Annotated in this window: 12 protein-coding genes and 2 pseudogenes; 9 read left to right on the forward strand and 5 right to left on the reverse strand. The window is 56.0% G+C overall.

What is annotated here, in order from left to right; translation table 11 throughout:
- Nucleotides 1–954, reverse strand: coding sequence for a DUF1403 family protein (locus tag FS819_RS25650; protein ID WP_156551265.1), 954 nt, complete (start codon nucleotides 952–954; stop codon nucleotides 1–3).
- Between the two features lie 197 nt (nucleotides 955–1151).
- On the opposite strand from FS819_RS25650, the gene FS819_RS25655 reads away from it, so the two are divergent.
- Nucleotides 1152–1664, forward strand: a complete 513-nt coding sequence (locus FS819_RS25655) for a hypothetical protein (RefSeq protein ID WP_156551266.1) — start codon at nucleotides 1152–1154, stop codon at nucleotides 1662–1664.
- A gap of 111 nt (nucleotides 1665–1775) precedes the next feature.
- Here FS819_RS25655 and FS819_RS25660 read toward each other — a convergent pair whose 3' ends face one another.
- Nucleotides 1776–4748 (reverse strand): autotransporter outer membrane beta-barrel domain-containing protein, encoded by a 2973-nt coding sequence (locus tag FS819_RS25660; RefSeq protein ID WP_156551267.1) that lies wholly within the window; start codon nucleotides 4746–4748, stop codon nucleotides 1776–1778.
- A gap of 166 nt (nucleotides 4749–4914) precedes the next feature.
- Nucleotides 4915–5985 (reverse strand): DNA topoisomerase IB, encoded by a 1071-nt coding sequence (locus tag FS819_RS25665; protein ID WP_156551268.1) that lies wholly within the window; start codon nucleotides 5983–5985, stop codon nucleotides 4915–4917.
- Between the two features lie 328 nt (nucleotides 5986–6313).
- Here FS819_RS25665 and FS819_RS25670 point away from each other — a divergent pair, with 328 nt between their 5' ends.
- The 8 genes from FS819_RS25670 to FS819_RS25705 all read left to right on the forward strand — a co-directional run bounded on the left by FS819_RS25670 (nucleotide 6314) and on the right by FS819_RS25705 (nucleotide 15742).
- Nucleotides 6314–7900, forward strand: a complete 1587-nt coding sequence (locus FS819_RS25670; RefSeq protein WP_156551269.1) for an ABC transporter substrate-binding protein — start codon at nucleotides 6314–6316, stop codon at nucleotides 7898–7900.
- A gap of 82 nt (nucleotides 7901–7982) precedes the next feature.
- Complete coding sequence (locus FS819_RS25675; RefSeq protein ID WP_015918395.1) at nucleotides 7983–8963, forward strand: ABC transporter permease; 981 nt, start codon at nucleotides 7983–7985, stop codon at nucleotides 8961–8963.
- Complete coding sequence (locus tag FS819_RS25680; RefSeq protein ID WP_156532939.1) at nucleotides 8963–9880, forward strand: ABC transporter permease; 918 nt, start codon at nucleotides 8963–8965, stop codon at nucleotides 9878–9880. The genes FS819_RS25675 and FS819_RS25680 overlap by 1 nt, the downstream gene beginning before the upstream one ends.
- Entirely contained in the window at nucleotides 9880–11724 is a 1845-nt protein-coding gene (locus FS819_RS25685; RefSeq protein WP_156551270.1) for an ABC transporter ATP-binding protein, read from the forward strand. The genes FS819_RS25680 and FS819_RS25685 overlap by 1 nt, the downstream gene beginning before the upstream one ends.
- A 55-nt stretch (nucleotides 11725–11779) precedes the next feature.
- Nucleotides 11780–12541: a DeoR/GlpR family DNA-binding transcription regulator gene (locus FS819_RS25690; protein ID WP_156551271.1), complete on the forward strand. Its 762-nt coding sequence runs from the start codon at nucleotides 11780–11782 to the stop codon at nucleotides 12539–12541.
- Complete coding sequence (locus FS819_RS25695) at nucleotides 12534–13829, forward strand: Zn-dependent hydrolase (RefSeq protein ID WP_156551272.1); 1296 nt, start codon at nucleotides 12534–12536, stop codon at nucleotides 13827–13829. The genes FS819_RS25690 and FS819_RS25695 overlap by 8 nt, the downstream gene beginning before the upstream one ends.
- Entirely contained in the window at nucleotides 13826–14791 is a 966-nt protein-coding gene (locus tag FS819_RS25700; protein ID WP_156551273.1) for a phosphotransferase family protein, read from the forward strand. Before FS819_RS25695 ends, FS819_RS25700 begins: the two co-directional genes overlap by 4 nt.
- Before the next feature lie 15 nt (nucleotides 14792–14806).
- On the forward strand, nucleotides 14807–15742 hold the full coding sequence (locus FS819_RS25705) for a phosphotransferase (RefSeq protein WP_156551274.1): 936 nt from the start codon (nucleotides 14807–14809) through the stop codon (nucleotides 15740–15742).
- Nucleotides 15743–15842: 100 nt separating this feature from the next.
- Here the strand turns inward: FS819_RS25705 and FS819_RS25710 are convergent.
- Nucleotides 15843–16042: pseudogene (locus FS819_RS25710) on the reverse strand (DDE-type integrase/transposase/recombinase); the annotation flags it as partial.
- Nucleotides 16043–16344: 302 nt separating this feature from the next.
- Nucleotides 16345–16956: pseudogene (locus tag FS819_RS25715) on the reverse strand (IS6 family transposase); the annotation flags it as partial.
- Nucleotides 16957–17363 lie beyond the last annotated feature (407 nt).

The raw sequence follows: 17363 nt of genomic DNA on the forward strand, positions 1-17363 counted from the left end.
TCACACTCCAAACATCCGGAAAGAGGAGCGGCCAGAGAGTTCGCGCACTGCCTCAAAGCTTTCCAGCCGTTCGAACAGCCGGTTGGCCGCCCAGCGGGATAGACCACTGCCAGGCGCCGAGGCCAGCACCGCATCTTCGTCCAGCAATCTGCGGATCACCGGCCCGGCACCTTTGGTGCGAACCTTCGGCGCGACAGCCAGCAGCCGCGCTGCGCGTCGATTGATATCGACGGCGGAACGGAGTGCTGCGTCAACCCCATCAACCAGTGCCAGGCAGATCGCCTTTGGATAAGCTGGCTCTCCCGGACGCACACGACCCCGGCCACCGATGGTTCTGAAGGCCGGGCCGTACCGTTCCGGCAACAACAGCGGCACAGATTTCGGCGAGTTGAGCTTTTGCGCCAAGACGACATCGGCCAACCCAAGGGCCAATACCTCTGCGTCCGGGCGGATCGCGCAAATTGCTGCGATCAGCTCCACGGCCACGAAGGGCGCCGCCCGCTCAGACTGGATAGCCGAATCCACCAGATCCGGAATGGATGCAAGCCCCTCGCCCCAGCGAAGATCCAGCAGCGCGGCAAGCTCCTGAACAAATGGTGTCGTGATTGTCCCGGCCCGGTGCGACAGCATTCGTGTGGCCAAAAACAATTTGCCAGCTGGCCCTGGATCGTCACCAGGCGCTGTCAGCAAAAGCGCGTCACGCAAGGCGTGTTCGTCCTCGCTGCGGCCTCCCATTCTGGCAGCGACGGCAGCCGATTTCAGGGCGAGGCGATCGCGCCAGCAGCCAAGCCAAGGCGGATCGGCCCGCAGCAGATCGTCTAGCGATTTGAGAGCGATACCGGCGGAAAAAGCCGCATCGGATTCAAGAATGTCTCGACCGCGCAACGAGACCCAGCCTGGAAGACGAGGCAACCAGCTCAAGGGCGGCTCTGAGGTGGGGGAGCGCGAATCCATGCAAAACAGGATAGATCAGGGGTGCGGTTTAATCCAGAGAGATCGCCATAACCGCACAGTCTTTCGGGCTGGTTCCAACAAGAAACTCAACACTCGGAACTTCTTGCCTGGCTAGAGGGTTGTGGTGACGTAACAATCCTCACCTTAATCTGCAGAACGTCCAGGTAATGGAGTTCCCCTGTCTGAAAGACACGATCATGAACAAGGTTCTTGCATGCGCGATTACCGCGGCGATGACATGGATGATGACGGCGGCTGGCGCTTACGCCGACGAGTCCGCGTTCTTGAAAACACTGGCGGGAAGCTGGAGCGGCAAAGGAACGGTCAAGGTGCGCACGAATGCACCCACGATCAATGTCACCTGCAGATTCAAATCGAACACGACGGCCCAGTCGCTTGCATTGAATGGACGCTGTACGAGCCTTGTTGTGTTTTCTCGTGCCATCAGCGCCGATTTGAAAATCAGCGGCGCGACCTATAGCGGCTCTTACGTCGGTGCGGGTACCGGCGTCGCGGGCCTGAACGGCAAACGCGGTGGAGATGCCATCAACCTTGCTATCAATTGGGCGAAAGAGGTCAATGGTGATCGTCGTGCGCAGATGACAATCGAGAAAGTTGGAGCTTCCGGCATGCGCCTGACGACTATTGATACGGATCCGGCCACAGGCAAACCGATCGTTACCAGTCGGATCGACCTGCGGCGGGGCTGATCAATTCAACGCTGAACCCAGGTCATTGTGGATCGACGAACGTCTTTAATTCGGCGCGAAAATCAACAATGGCCGTTGCAACGCGCCAAGCGTGTCGCCGTAAGACGGGGTTTAAAAACTCCCCGCCAGATTGACCTGCGCTGCGCTGGATTGCAGGCCTTTGCCAAACTCGCCGGAATAGCTGAACGTCAGGCGAGCCGACTTCGAAAGCCTGGCGGAAACCCCGAATTTCGCCAGCAGAGCATCCTTTGGCATTTCCACGCCTTGGACGACAAATGGTGTGCCGCCAGAAAATGCAAGGTTGGAATATGGCGCTAGGTCGCCTTCGATATGCCGCCAGCCCAGCAGGCCGGAAAAGGCAACAGGGAAATTGTCTTCCGGCCACGTCCAAGACCAGCGCAGGCCTATCGTTGAGGTTGCGATCTCGTCACTGCTTTTTGCTGCCGACAGGCTCGCATCGCCACCATTTTCGCGGAAGGCGTCAGTCTTGAGATTGACGTAAGCGAGGTTGGCGAAGGGCTGGAGCTTGATGGCATCCAGTTCATGTGTCCAAGAGAGATCTGCGAAAACCTGGCTGGTGACACTGGCATAGTCAGCGGTGAGTTGGCTGAAAATCGTTCCAAAGGAGATATCGCGCAGGGTTGACGCATCGTTCTGGGAAAAAATAGCGCCGCCAATGATGTTCAAGGCGCCAATATCACCCGTAGCGTAGAGACCGGCGTGATAGGACTCTGTCTTCCCCTGCTCGAACGAGTCATGACTGTAACCCACCAGGCCGCCAAGGCGCCACGGATCAGAGATCGACGCATCCACTCCCATGACGACGCCTGCGGTGCGGGTATCGATTCCGGCTGCATTTCCATTCCCTGACCAACGGTTGGACGACAGAAAACTGTTGGTCCAGACCGTCACATCATCCTTGCGCTGGTCCAGACCAAAAGCCATTTCGTCAAGCACCGCATCTCTTGCAAAACGGCTCTCCCACAACAGCGCGGTTTTGAGCGAGGCATGAACCTCTCCGCTCAGTTGCGAGAAGGCACTGTTCGCAGTGGAGGAGTTCAGTGACAAGACCGCATCGTAAATCGAGTTTCCTGTCTCTAATGCTTCAACAGCAACAGCGGTTGCCTGGCCGTTTGCGGTATCCGCGACGTCTGCGAATGCTACGCTATTGCGGTCGAGCTGCATGTCTATCGTGGTGACACCATAGGTCAACGTTGGCGTCAGGAAAGCGAAATCACTTGAAACGCTGTCGAAGGTGCCAGTGATGCGGCTTGCAGTCAGGATGGTATAGGTGGTTGTCAGCCCGTAATTTCCACCTGCCGCTCTAATTTCAAGCGTTCCCCCCTGTATGGAGACCGTGCCTGTCGCATCCACCCGGTCGGAGGCACCGTTGGCATCGATGTCGACCTGGTAGATTGAGCCAGTGCTAAAGGTCACATCCCCGTCGACGGTGAGCGTTCCCACGTCTCGCCCGGGTGAAAGTACACCGCCTGCGTTGACGAAAAGCTCGCCAATGGTCCCGTTGCCTGAAAGAAATCCGCCCTCATCGATGACGACTGCTCCGGCGACGGTTCCATCGTTGATGAGCGAACCGCCCGAAATCGTGGCTGTTCCATCAATTGTACCGGTATTGGAAAAGATGCCGTCAGTGTTGACGAGCGCGGCGATTGTTCCGTCGTTCGAGGCACTGCCAGAATTGGTAACCGTGCCTGCCACAGCGCCATTGTTGTTGATGAATTCGCCCGCCGCCTCATTATCGACGTCAGCCAATGTGGCATTGTTGACAACACGACCTCCGCTGACGGTCGTTGTACCCGTAACGGTACCGCCAGAATTGTTCGTGAAAGTACCGGCATCGTTTTGAAGCGCCGCGACTGTCCCCGCATTGGTAACCGTGCCAGAGTTTTTTATAGTGCCAGCGGTGGCTCCCGAGTTGTTGGCGAATATTGCGGCGGCGGCAACATCGGCATCGGTAATGACGAAGTTGTTGGTGACGGTTCCGCCTGTGATTGTTGATTTGCCGGTAATCGTACCGCCTGCATTGTTGGTAAAATTTCCAGCCGTATTGGTCAGGCTGTCGATTGTTCCGGCATTCGACGTATTGCCCGCATTGACGACGACACCGGCGGTGGCGCCGCTGGCATTGGTGAATGTTGCATCTGCTGCAACATCGACGTTGTGAAGCGTGGCGTTGTTCGTAACGCTGCCACCGGTAATAGTGCTATCCCCCGTGACCACCCCGCCGACATTATTGGTGAATGTACCGGCATCGTTCTGTAGGGAGGCAATGGTTCCCGCATTGACGACGGTGCCTGAATTCCTGACTGCGCCGGCTGTTGCACCGGTGTTGTTGACGAATGCCGCCGCCGCCGCGACATCGGCTTCGGTAACGACGAAATTGTTGGTGACGGTTCCACCCGAAACCGTCGTCTTTCCCGAAATTGTCCCGCCAGCATTATTGGTGAAATTTCCAGCGGTATTGGTCAGGCTTCCGATCGTTCCGGCGTTGGATGCCGTCCCGGCATTGGTAACTTCGCCCGCGGTTGCGCCGCTATTATTGACGAAGGTCCCGCCTGTGGAGATATTGACCTCATCAACAGTGCCATTGTTGGACAGCGCGGTCCCTGTCTCTACCATGGCACCACTGAGCGTACCGTTTACGGTGACGTTGCCGTTGTTGAGCGTCAACTGGCCATTGAGGTCGCCATCGATGGAAAGGCTACCGCCATCAAGGCTGACGGTCGAGTTCATCACTCCGCCTGCATTGACGCTAACGCTGCCTGATGTGATCGTGGTGCCGTTCGTGGCGGTCAATGCACCCGTGTCGGTGATGGTGACGTTTCCTCCATCAACGTCCAGCCGATTGACCGTCACGTCGTTGGTGACTTGTGGAGAGCCTGTATTGACATGCGCATCATCGCCTGCCCCGGGCGCCGAAGGGGTCCAGTTCGTTGCATTGCTAAATTCGTTGTCAGTATTTCCTGACCATGCCGATTGCGCGAGGCAATGCGCGGGCAACACCGTGGAGGCCAGTGCCGTGAACACATATAATCGGCGACGGAATGCTGGCAGCAATGGTTTCATCTCGATCGGCCAACGTTAGCGGACGCCCGTATACATCTACGGGACGGTTAACGATTGTTATCCGAGCTTGGTTAATGAAATCCTCAATCTTCCATCGGGAGATCATCTTGATGATTTGGAGTGATTGGTCACGATGCACAACCGAACTGACGTAAGCGCCGTTAGGCTAGCCCTTGGATAGTGTTTGTTTCTTCAGCCATTTTAGCACTTGGATCTCGCCTTCATCCATCCACTGAAGAAGGCGTTCACTCGTGGTTTTCAGCTTAAGGACATCACGAAGCGTACCAGCTTGGAAGTCTTCGAACACGGCTGGGTGTATGTAGGAAGACCGACAGACAGATCGGGTATTAACCAGCTTCGCAGCGACTGCGTCGATCGCTTCATTGAGTTGACGGGCTAACTCGCGTTTCGTCGTAGCGGGCTCGGCAGAAGCCAGTGCCTCCACCGCCATGCATGTTGCGCCCCACGTCCTGAACTGGCGTGAACTAAAATCGTCACCTGCCATCTCTCGGATATAGGCATTCACATCATGCGAGGAGATCGGTCTGCATCCGCCTTGATCGCAAACGTATTGAAAGAGATGTTGTCCTGGAAGTTCCTGTAGTTTTCGCAGGACATTGGCGATCCGCCGGTCACTATGGGCAAGGTTCCATTCCTTGCCGGATTTACCTTTGAACCGAAACTTGACGCTACCGCCTTCCACCCTCACGTGACGACTGCGCAATGTCGTGAGGCCGAATGACTTGTTCGTCTCAGCATAGGCAGCGTTTCCGATCCTGATATAGAGGTTATCGAGCATCCACACGACAGTCGCCAGCGCCTTGTCGATGTTGAGGCCGCGCGAGCGAAGGTCGATGTCGACCCGCTCACGTAGGTCAGGAAGTCGGGACGCGAAATCGACCAGCCGCTCGAATTTGGCCTTGCCTCGCTCGGCATGCCAGTCCTTATGATAGCGGTATTGCCGACGCCCCCTGGCATCCGTGCCGATTGCTTGAAGGTGTGAGAACGGATTCGTTGAGATGACGACGTCTGTGTAGGCGGGCGGTATTGCCAGAGAGTTCAGGCGAGCAATCTCATCAGCCTGGGTAATCCGCCGCCCGTCTGGCCGGTAATAGAGGAAGCCTCTGGCACCCATCTTCCGGGTGATCCCGGTCTCCAAACCGGGGCCGTAGACTAGCCCGGACGTGAGTTTGGCCTCGGTAGCATTTTCATCGATTTCGGTGACGATCTGGTTCATTCGCAAATAACTATGTAACGGCCTGCGTGTTCCATGATCAGGTTAACGCAGGCGGAGATCGGTGTCGCACTTACCGAGGCAATGCCAACTCGCCAACAGCGGTTCCTTGTCAACGCTTACGACACCTCAAGCCTTTGCCTTCGGGCGGCCGATATTTGAGCACGGATTTCCCGGCAAGCCCGAAATTTGGACAAAGTCAACAAAAACCACATTGGTTTCCTCGCATATTGGCGCTGAATCGGAGCTTCAGCAGGATGGCACGCAAATTGCGTTGACTGATTTGACCGTTTTGACGGTTCTGTGAATTTCTATAAGAAAAGGGGAACCTATGAGTTCAGAGATCAATCGCCGTCGCTTCCTGCATGGAACCGTTGGGGCGGCCGCGGCCGCAGGCTTCATGCAGATGAACCCCGACTTCTTCATTTCCTCCGCATTCGCCCAATCGGGCAAGGTCATGACGTTTCTCTCTGCCGAAAATATCACCGGCAACTGGGACCCGACAGCCCACACGACGCTCTCGCAGAAAAATATCGAGGGTTTCGTCATGGGCTTCCTGACGCGCTCACCAATGAAGCTCGATAATCCCGGCGAGGTGGTCTACGAACTGGCAACCGACATCAAACTGCTGGATGCTCACCGGTTGCAGATCAAGCTGCGACAGGGCATCACGTTCCATGATGGCAAGCCTTTCAAGGCCGAAGATGTCAAGGCAACTTTTGAATATGGCTCCAGGGCCGACCGTCCGGCCCAATGGTATCCAGGGCCGACCGAAACCCTCACAATTGAGACACCGGACGATTACACCGTCATCATCGACACGTCGAAGGGTGGTTATCCGGCCCATCTCTTCATCTTCCTCGCCTCTTTCCTTCCCATCATGTCGGCAAAGGACGTGGCCGGTGGCCCGGGTGGGGTTCTCTCTCAACGCCTGAATGGCACCGGACCGTTCAAATTCGTTGAGCAGCGCGGCAATGACACGGTGATGGTTGCCTTCGATGGTTATTTCAAAGGCAAGCCAGGCATTCCCGGCATCAACTTCACCTTCACCGGCGATTCCACCACCCGCATGCTGTCGCTGATGAATGGTCAGGCCTCGATTGTTGAGCGGCTTGAGCCAGAACAAGTGGCGACGCTAAAAGGCAATCCGCAAATCGCCATCAACGAGGTGGTTTCGGTTGAAAACAAATATCTTTGGTTCCGGTGCTCCAAGCCGCCTTTCAACGATCCCCGCGTCCGGCTGGCAGCTTGCCATGCCATTGACCGCGACATGATCCTTGAAGTGCTCGGATCGGCAGGTCATGCGTCATCCAACTTCGTCTCGCCAGTCAAGTTCGGCTATGTGGATCTGGAGAATTATCCGAAATACGATCCCGAGAAATGCCAGGCATTGCTGGCAGAAGCAGGCTTTCCAAATGGCAAGGGCTTGCCGCCGCTCGAATATATTACCTCGGTTGGGTTCTATCCCAAGACCAAGGAATATGGCGAGGTGCTGACAGGCATGCTGAACGAACAGGGCTTCCCCGTCAGCCTGACCGTGCTGGAGCCTGCCGCATGGAACGAGCAATTGTATGATCGTCCAGGTGGCGGCCCCGGTCATATGGTCGATTGCGGCTGGTCAACTGCATCACCGGAGCCCGATCTTGTTCTGCGAACGCACTTCCATTCAAGCTCCAAGCGCATTTGCGGCATTGTCGACAAGGACATTGATGCAAGCCTCGATAAGGAGCGCAATGCGGCAAAACTGGAAGAACGCAAAAAAGTTCTGCAATCCGAAACGATGCCTTTGATCGCTTCGAAAATGCCGGCCCTTTCGCTGTTCACCTCTGTCATGATCCACGCCATGCAAAAGGAGTTCAAGGAAGGCCTCTACATCTATCCTGACGGGTCCATGGACGCTTCAAAGCCCGCTGCATGATGCTGCACCGGACGTAAGACCGGCCGCACGCCGGAGATTTCAGCGTGCGGCGACCATCAGGACCGAAGCGGAGTGCATGTCGATGTTCGCATTGAATTTCCTCGTCAGACGGCTGTTTCAGGGTGCGATTATTATTTTTCTGGTGTCGTTGCTGATCTTCACCCTGCTGCGGGTGGTGCCGGGCGATCCCGTGCGCATGATGGCGGGCGGCATGGCTCCTGAAGCCCTGATCGAGAAAATCGCCAAGGATATGGGATTGCGTGATCCGATTCTCGTTCAGTTCGGGCGCTATATGTCTGGCGTGGTGCAGGGTGATCTTGGCGAATCCTTTGTGCGGCCCGCCAATGGCGCGGCAACAGGCGGCTCTAGCTTCAACGATACAACGCGGGGCGAGCGCGCCAAGGTTTTCACCCTGATTTTTGATGCGCTGCCCATGACCTTGCAACTGGCGGCGGTTACGCTTGTGATAGCCCTGGTCTTTTCCAGCATTGTCGGTGTAGCGGGAGGATTGGCACCGGGGCGATGGCCGGACAAGCTTGCCTTCTATATCTCCTCGATCTTCATATCCCTGCCGAATTTCTGGCTCGGAATCGTGCTGGCCTTGCTATTTTCGGTCAAGCTCGGCTGGCTTCCGGCCATCGGCTATCAGGGCTTTGCCTATACCATCCTGCCCGCCATAGTTCTCGCCGTTGAGCTTGCGCCGGTGTTGATCCGTACGCTGGTCAGTTCCGTCTCTGCCCAGATGATGGAGCCTTACGTGTCTGTCGGACGGGTTCGTGGCCTGAGCAATACCCGTATCATTGCCAATCATGCACTGCGCAATGCGTCCGTGCCGCTGCTCAATCTGCTGGGTGTGCAATTTTCCAGTCTGCTCGGTGGCGTGATCATCGTTGAATATATCTTCGATTACCCCGGCCTTGGCCTGCTGACCATCAACGCCGTGCTGCAACGGGATTTTCCGCTGATCCAGGGCATCGCCATTGTCACAAGCGCCATCTTCGTGCTGATCAACATCCTCGTTGATCTCGTTGCCACCACCATTGATCCGAGGCTCGAATACTGATGACCTTCACCAGCCCAGCCCCTTCGGCCATCATGGCACCGGTCCTGTCGCGATCGATCCCCCGACGGATCTATGACAAGGCTTCTTCCACACCGGGTTTTCGCATTGGCGTTGCCATCTTTCTGCTGCTGGCTCTCGCGGCGGCACTCTATCCTGAACTGAGCGGTCTCGACCCGACAAAAATGAACGTGCGTGCCCGGCTGCTACCGCCCCTGTTCATTGGTGAGACCTGGAGTTTTGCCCACCCGCTTGGCACCGATCAGATCGGCCGTGACATGCTGGTGCGCTCGCTGGTTGGCTTGCGCTATTCTTTCCTGATTGGTGTATCCTCTGTCGTGGTGATGCTGATTATCGGTTGCGTACTTGGCACGCTTGCCGGCTATTTTGGCGGACGCACCGATGCGGTCATCATGCGCCTGACCGATGCGCAGCTATCGATTCCGATGATCATTCTGGCCATCTCGGTTCTGGGCGTATCGCGTCCCACCATTCCCGCCATCATTCTTGTGCTTGGGTTGTCCAATTGGCCGGTCTATGCCCGCATCATGCGCAGCATTGTGATGACGGAGCGTCAGAGGGAATATGTCCGTGCCTCAAAGCTCGGTGGCTCCACAGACCTGCGCATTATTCTAACACTGCTCGTGCCGCTACTGCTGCCGCCCGTGCTGTTCATCTCGGTGCTGGATGTGGCGCGGATGATGATTTTCGAATCCATTCTGGGCTTTCTTGGCCTTGGTGTTCAGCCACCGACGCCGACCTTTGGCAATATCATCGCTGATGGACGCAAATATCTGCTCAACGCCTGGTGGATTGCCACCATGCCCGGAATTTTCCTCGGCCTGACGCTTACCAGTATCAATCTGGTTGGCGCATCGCTGGAACGGGCAAGAAACACCATTCACGGAGGCGCAGAATAATGACAACCCCGCTTCTTGAACTCAAAGATCTTGTCGTAACTGCTGGCCACACCGAACAGTCGCGCCGGATTCTTGACGGCATATCGTTTACCTTGCAGCCCCGCGAGATCGTTGGCGTGGTGGGTGCCAGCGGTGCGGGCAAAACGGTGCTGTCAAAGGCGGTGGTCAATTGGCTGGAACCACCTTTATCCGTGCAGTCGGGACAGGTGCTGTTTGAGGGCACAGATATTTTCGCTATTGGTGCGGCAGAAATGCGTAAATTGCGCCGCCGTGTGGCCTATGTCGGGTCCAACCCAATGGGGGCGCTTGATCCCACCCTGTCGGTCGGTGCGCAGATTGTTGAAAAGCTGCGGGCCGTTGTTCCCGGCACCTCGTATGGTGATGCGCAAAAGCGAGTGATTTCCTTGCTGGAGGCCGTGCGCATTCCCTCAGCACGCAGCCGCTTTGATGATTATCCCTCCCAGTTCAGCGGCGGGATGATGCAACGTGCGCTGATCGTTGATGCGCTGATTACCAATCCGGCGCTGCTGATTGCCGATAACGTCACCCAACCGCTGGATGTGACGGTGGCGGCGCAGGTGATCCGTTTGATGAAAGAGTTGACGGCTGATTTCGATACGGCCGTTTTGTTTGTTTCCTCCTCTCTTCCGGTAGCGCGTGAAGCCTGTTCGCGCATTCTCGTCATGGAGGATGGCCGGATCGTCGAGGAACAGTCGGCAGAAAACCTGATTGCCACACCAATCTATCCATACACACGCGAACTGGTGGCCCAGACGCCGAAAATCTGGCTTGAAAAAAACGCTGTTGCACGCCTCGACGATAACAGGCCGGTGGTGATCAGCCTGCGAGACGCCTCACAGATCTACAAGGTTCGCAAGAAGACCGGCCTTGGCGGGGTCAACACCGTGCGGGCGGTGCGCAATGTGACGTTTGATATTCGCAGAGGTGACAGTTTCGCTATTGTTGGCGAATCCGGCTGCGGTAAATCCACGCTGATGCGGCTGTTGAGCCGTCTCGAACGTCCAAGCTCCGGTCAGGTTCTGTGCAAAGACAAAGACATTGCCCAGCTGAGCGGCAAGGACCTTTTGGCGTTTCGCAGCACGCTGCAAATGGTGTTGCAGGACCCCTTTGGCTCTCTGCCGCCCCGCACCACCGTTGGCCGCATGCTGGAAGAGCCGCTGCGCACCCATGGATGGCGTGACAAGGCAACAATCCGCACGCGCGTGCTGAAGGTGATGGGGGAAGTTGGTCTGCCCGCTGCGCTCTATGAGGAATTGCCATTGGGGCTCAGCGCCGGTCAGCGTCAACGCATCAATGTGGCGCGGGCTTTGGTGCTGGAACCTGAAATTCTGATCATGGATGAAACACTGTCGGCGCTCGATCAGGCCGAGCAGTTCAAATTGCTTGATCTGTTCCAGACATTGCAGAAGGAATACAACCTGACCTATATTTTCATCTCCCATGATCTGGCCATGGTGCGCAAGGTCTGCAACCGGGTGGCGGTGATGTATCTGGGTGAGGTGTTTGAACTGGCGGAAAACGAGCGGTTGTTTTTCGATCCGGGCCATCCCTACACAAAAGCGCTGCTCAGCGCCATGCCAACGCTGGAAGAGCGGCGCTACCAGCCGCAGGACTGCCTGCTGGAAGGCGAACCGCCCAGCCCGATCGATATTCCGGATGGATGCAGCTTTAAGTCGCGCTGTCCGCATGCCATGGAAAAATGCAGCACGATCAGTCCAAGTCTGACGGACAGAGGAGAGCAGGATTTTGTCGCCTGTCACCTCGTCAACCCAATTTTTGGAACAGCGCCGGACAAAGGATCGCTTGCAGAGGCTGGCCCCTGACGAAAGACAGACTCCATATTGAAACAGGCAGAGAACAGCAGGAAAAAACAAGCCCATGAGTTTTACGGAAAACCGCATCAAACACATTCTGGAGATGCTGAAACTGCATCAAAGAGTGACTGTTGTTGCACTGTCCGAACAATTGCAGGTCAGCCATGAATCCATCCGTCGCAATTTGAAGGAGCTGGAGATCCGTGGCTATGCGCGTCGGGTCTATGGTGGCGCCGTGATCGACGGACATGACAGCGACCAACCGTTCGGTGAGCGTATCCGGGTCAGCGCCCGGGAAAAAGCCCGCATCGGCGAGGCTGCGGCCTCCATGGTCGAAAACGGCATGAAGATTTTCATCGATACCGGCACCACGACACTGGCCTGCCTGAAACATTTGGAATCCCGCAAGGATGTGACAATCGTCAGCAACTCCATTGCGGTTGCCGCCCATTTTTTCCCCTACCCCGATGCCAGCGTGCGCGTTCTGGGCGGGCGTATGCGGCCTGAATATCAGGCGACTTACGGCCATGAGACGGTTGCTGCCCTCAAGGAACATTTTTTCGACCTCGCCATCATCGCCATCAGTGCCATCCATCTGGAACGGGGCTTTATGGACTTCGGTGAGGATGAAGCCGTCCTGCGCCGCATTGCCCGCGGGCAAGCCAGCCGCTCCATCATCGTGGCGGACAGCTCAAAATTCGGGCGGCTCGGCTCTATCCATACCTTCGGCCTGAGCGAGATTGACGCGGTGGTGACCAGCGGTGTGCTGCCGAAAGACTTTTCCGACTACTTTTCGCAATCAAACGTGGACATTATCAATGCCTGAAGCGACTTCAAAATCATCCAAAGCGCCTATTAATCTCAAGAGGTTTCAGGCGATGGTCGATACATTGTCTGCCTTCGGCGGCGGTCCGGACGGTTCCATGAACCGGCTGACATTGTCGCAGGAAGATGGCAGGGCGCGCGACTGGCTTGCGTCCTGGTTTGCTGAAAATGGCTTTGTCCAATCCGTGGATGCCATTGGCAATCAGTTTGGTTCCGCACCGCTGGCCGGGGCAAATGCCCCTGTTGTCATGGTTGGTTCTCACATTGACAGCCAGCCGAATGGTGGGCGTTTTGATGGAGCACTGGGTGTTGTGGCGGCCTGCGAGGCCGTTTTGGCGGTGCGCGAACGATTGGCGGCGGAAAATCGGCTATCAGCCTGCAATTTCCAGGTGGTGAACTGGACAAACGAGGAAGGGGCGCGGTTTCAACCCAGCCTGTTGGGAAGCAGTGTCTTTACTGGTGCGGCTGAACTGGATTGGGCGCTGGATCGGGCGGATGGCAATGGTGTTACGGTTCGACAATCTCTTGATGAAATTGGTTATGCCGGCAAGGACAAGGTGCCTGTGCCGGATGCCCTGATCGAACTGCATATCGAGGGTGCAAGCACGCTGTTTGACGCTGAGGAAAAATTCGGGGCCTTCACCCGTTTCTGGGGGGCCATAAAATACCGCCTCGCTTTTCTCGGCTGTCAGGCCCACACCGGTCCAACGCCGATGGCAGAGCGCAAGGATGCACTGTTGGGTGCCGCCTATCTGATGGCCGATCTGCGGGCCATGGTGGAGGCTTACGGGCTTGAACTTCACACCTCTGTTGGCCGTCTGGAGGTTTTTCCCAATTCGCCCAATATCGTTCCGGCGGAAGCTCTGCTGTTCATAGAGTTGCGTTCTGCCTCGCCGGAGATTTTGGAAGAAGCGGAGCGCAAGCTGAACGCAAGCATTCAGGCTGCCGCAGCAAAAGCCACAATAGGCTATGAAATACGCTCCATTGACCGGCGCAAGGCAGGCAGCTTTGCGCCCGGTCTGGTTGCTCTGGCCGAACAAACGGCCAAAAGCTATGGCGAACCGATGCGTCATCTCGATACGGTCGGCGGCCACGATGCCGTGGCGCTATCAGCTGTTTGCCCCGCCGTGGTGCTTGCCGTGCGCAGCCAGAACGGCGTCATTCATCATCCCACCGAATATACGACACCGGAAGATCAGGCATTTGGCACGCAGGTTCTGGCCGACATGCTCTATCGCCTTGCCTGCGACGGGCTGGAGGCTGCGCAGCACTATGAGGCGGCGCAATGAAACCACTCGGCACACCAGACAATGAGGATGAAGCCCGCGCTGAGCGCGCCTTATCGCGTTTCACCACCCTCCCCTTGCACACCCTGACCTACCGTGTCGCGCTGCCCGCCGTGGCTTCGCCGTCCTATCATGCGGTGGAATCCGCTACATTCGACATCGCGCCTGATGGCACTGAACCGACATTGTTCCTGAAGATGGCCGGGGATGAAACAAAAGAACTGGTGGATGATGCCATCTCATTTGCGGCTGCAACGCGCCTGCATGATCTCGGACTTTCGCCAAAGCCAATCGCCTGCTCACCACCCGACAGGGCGATGCTTTGGGAGCGTCTGGGACAAGGCTGGCGGGCGGCGAAAATCGACGACCTCATGCACGAGGCTCCGGTATTGCAATTGATCAAGATGCAGAAGGCGATTGCCGCCGGTCCACTCTTTGGTAGGTCGTGGTCGGTCTTCGAGGGGATCGATGGGCTGTGGGCCATCATGCAAACTCTGCACGCCCCGCTGCCGGGGGATGCGTCCTGGATGTATGCCTGGACCAGGACACTCCACTCCGCCATTTCTGCTGCTGGTGTTGATTTTTCTGCGGCCCACGGCGATCCGCATTCGTCCAATGTGATGATCGGTCCGTCCGGCCAATTGCAGCTGGTGGACTTCGACATGGCTGGTGACATGGACCCCTATTATCAGCTTGGGGTGCAGATGAATGAGCTTTACCAGTTTGAGAGCCAGATGCAGCCACTTCTGGAAATGCATGACGGGGCGTTTTCCACCAAGGCCTTTGCCCGCTGCCGCCTATATGCAGCAGCCGATGATTTCTATTGGGCCTTGCGCAGCATGCTTCTGGAAATGCGCTCTCCCCGACGAAGCGTCGAGTTTCTGAAATATGCCGAATGGCGTTTCTTGCGGTGCAGAATGCTGTTGGGTCGTCCCGGATTTGAGGAATTGGTCAGATCGATTTGAAACAGGAGTAGGATCATGAACGAAATTGGTATGGCGACCACCGAAGTTGAGCACGCCCTGGAGGCTGCACTCACTCAGGTCGCCGAATGGCAAGGCCGTAAACTGCGCTATAAGGCCGTTCTCGGCGGTATCAGCAACACCAATTTCCGCATTGAGGTGGAAGGAGATCCCCTCTCCTATTTCCTGAAAATACCTGGTCGCGGTACGGAAATGTTCATTGACCGCAAGGCGGCGGCAGCGGCCAGCAAACAGGCCGAAACCATCGGCATTGGGCCGGGCACATTTGATTATCTCGCCCATCTGGACATTGAAATTGCGGAATTCATCGAAGGTCGCAGACCATCCACCCATCGCGACTTTGCCGATCCGCAGATCCGCCACAAAGCTGTTTCCCTCTATCGTGATTTTCACGCGGCGCCAGAACTGCCGCTGACCAAAACTGTTTTTGGCATGATCGACGAGCACTATGCGCAGGTGGACGAGTTGGGCGGCTATTGGCCCGTTGACCACACATGGCTGCAAGGACAGTATAAACAGGCACGCATGGCTCTGGAGGCGTCCGGCCTCGATCTCGTTGCCTGTTTCAATGATCCGATGCCCGGCAATTTCCTGATTGGCGAGAACAAGTCGATCAAGCTCATCGATTTCGAATATGCCTCCAACAATGAGCGCCTCTATGATCTGGCGATCTGGAGTGGGGAAATGTTCTTTTCAGAATCCATCGATCGGGAAATCATCGAGGATTACTTCGGCCACTATGATACCGGCTATCATGCCCGCTTCATCGTGCTGAAGGCCTTGGCTGACATAAAGTGGAGCACCTGGGCCATGGTCCAGAACCGGATTTCAACGCTCGATTTCGATTTCTATAAATATGGAATCTGGAAACATATGCGCGCGCGTTCCATTATAAACGACCCTCGCTGGCCGTACTTTCTAAAATCGCTATAAGGGTCAATTTTCGCTTTGGATTAAACAGGATTTCGAGTTGGCATTGATCCGGTCCAGCTTCAGGTGCTGTTTGAAAGTGTTGATCAATTTTAGCCATTGCCAGGCCTGTGAGTGCGAACGCCAGGTCATTGCCAAGAAAGCGCTTTGCCGGTTTGGCAGCGCGGGTCGGCGACAGGTATAAATAGATCGTGTTTCCAAACTTGTCGACGTCCGGTACAGATATGCCCGGTTTTTGGGTACCTTCACATAGGTTTTGTCAACGCGACAGTTTTTTGATCGCGGTGGGCGCCATTGCCAACGAAATCGCTCATTAGGAGTCTTACTGAAGATCACTAGCCCTCTGTCCGGCATGAATTGATTTTTTGCAACAGAGCCAAAAAACAGAGATTGAGTGTTTCCGATTAACAAAAATGGGCGTGTCGCAACTTTCCCGCGATGAAGGAGTGAACCGGCAATGTAAACTTAGCGTTTCACAGTCATGATCTGGGGTTGAGGTTCCGGTTCAGGCGGCTTGATGCCAGCGATTTGGTACCATGTTTGCATGGCTGTTTTTCGCAATTCGCAATTCGCGATGATGGGTGGATGGAATGTCGTGGCGAGGGATTGGCAATCGGCTCGTGGATGGAAACGAACCGTTGAAGGTGCCTCGCTGACTTGGAGCGCCTCATAATCCTTTCACGCCGTCGGAAAGGCTGATGAGAATTCTCGGCCCGATTGTTCAGGCCCTTGTGCGAGCGATGTTCGATGCCGGGCATGATATCACGCTTCGCCGCACCGTAGGATCGAAGCTTGTCGGTGATTATCACACGCGGCGCACGGCATTGCCCTTTCAGAAGCTTTCGCATCAAACGCTTTGCTGCCTTGGCATCGCGGCGGCTTTGCACCAGCACGTCGAGAACAAACCCGTCCTGATCGACGGCGCGCCAGAGCCAATGTTTCTTGCCGGCGATCGTGATGACAACCTCGTCGAAGTGCCATTTGTCACCGAGCCTGCCGGCTGAGCGCCGCCGAATGTCATTGGCGAAATGCCGGCCGAACTTCTCCGCCCAGAGCCTCACGGTTTGGTGAGAGACGATGACGCTACGGGCAGCCAGCATATCCTCGACCATCCGCAGGCTCAGCGGAAACCGGAAATAGAGCCAAACGGCATGGGCAATCACCTCGGCTGGAAATCGATGGCGACGATAAAGAGGATCACTGGCAAATCTGGTCATGCCACAAGATCCCAAATGTTGATCGATGCCAGGTTAGCTTTACAGTGCCGCACCGGCGATTGTGCAGTGACGTCTGGCCTTACAATGGCATCATCACTTGCTGAAGGCACTGATTCTAGAGAGCCGATGGGCCAGATAGGAGGTAAAACGTCGCTACATCTGTGCAAAACAACTTTCCGAACCTGCAGATCTGCGTTTTGTTGAAGCTGGCACTAGGGTCTAGAATCTCCCTAAATATCAGATAACAATTGTGAAAATGGCAGGAGCGCTCAATGCAGCGAAGACACGTTAACCTTTTACTAACCTTAAACTCCTTGCTCGAAAATCCGAATCGGCGCTAATAATCAATGGCGAAATTTTACTGGTTTCGCGGAAATTAGCGCCGATAGCAAAAAATGGGTTTTGAC

It is taken from the genome of Allorhizobium sp. Av2 (genome assembly GCF_021462805.2).
Classification (GTDB): Bacteria; Pseudomonadota; Alphaproteobacteria; order Rhizobiales; family Rhizobiaceae; genus Allorhizobium; species Allorhizobium vitis_G.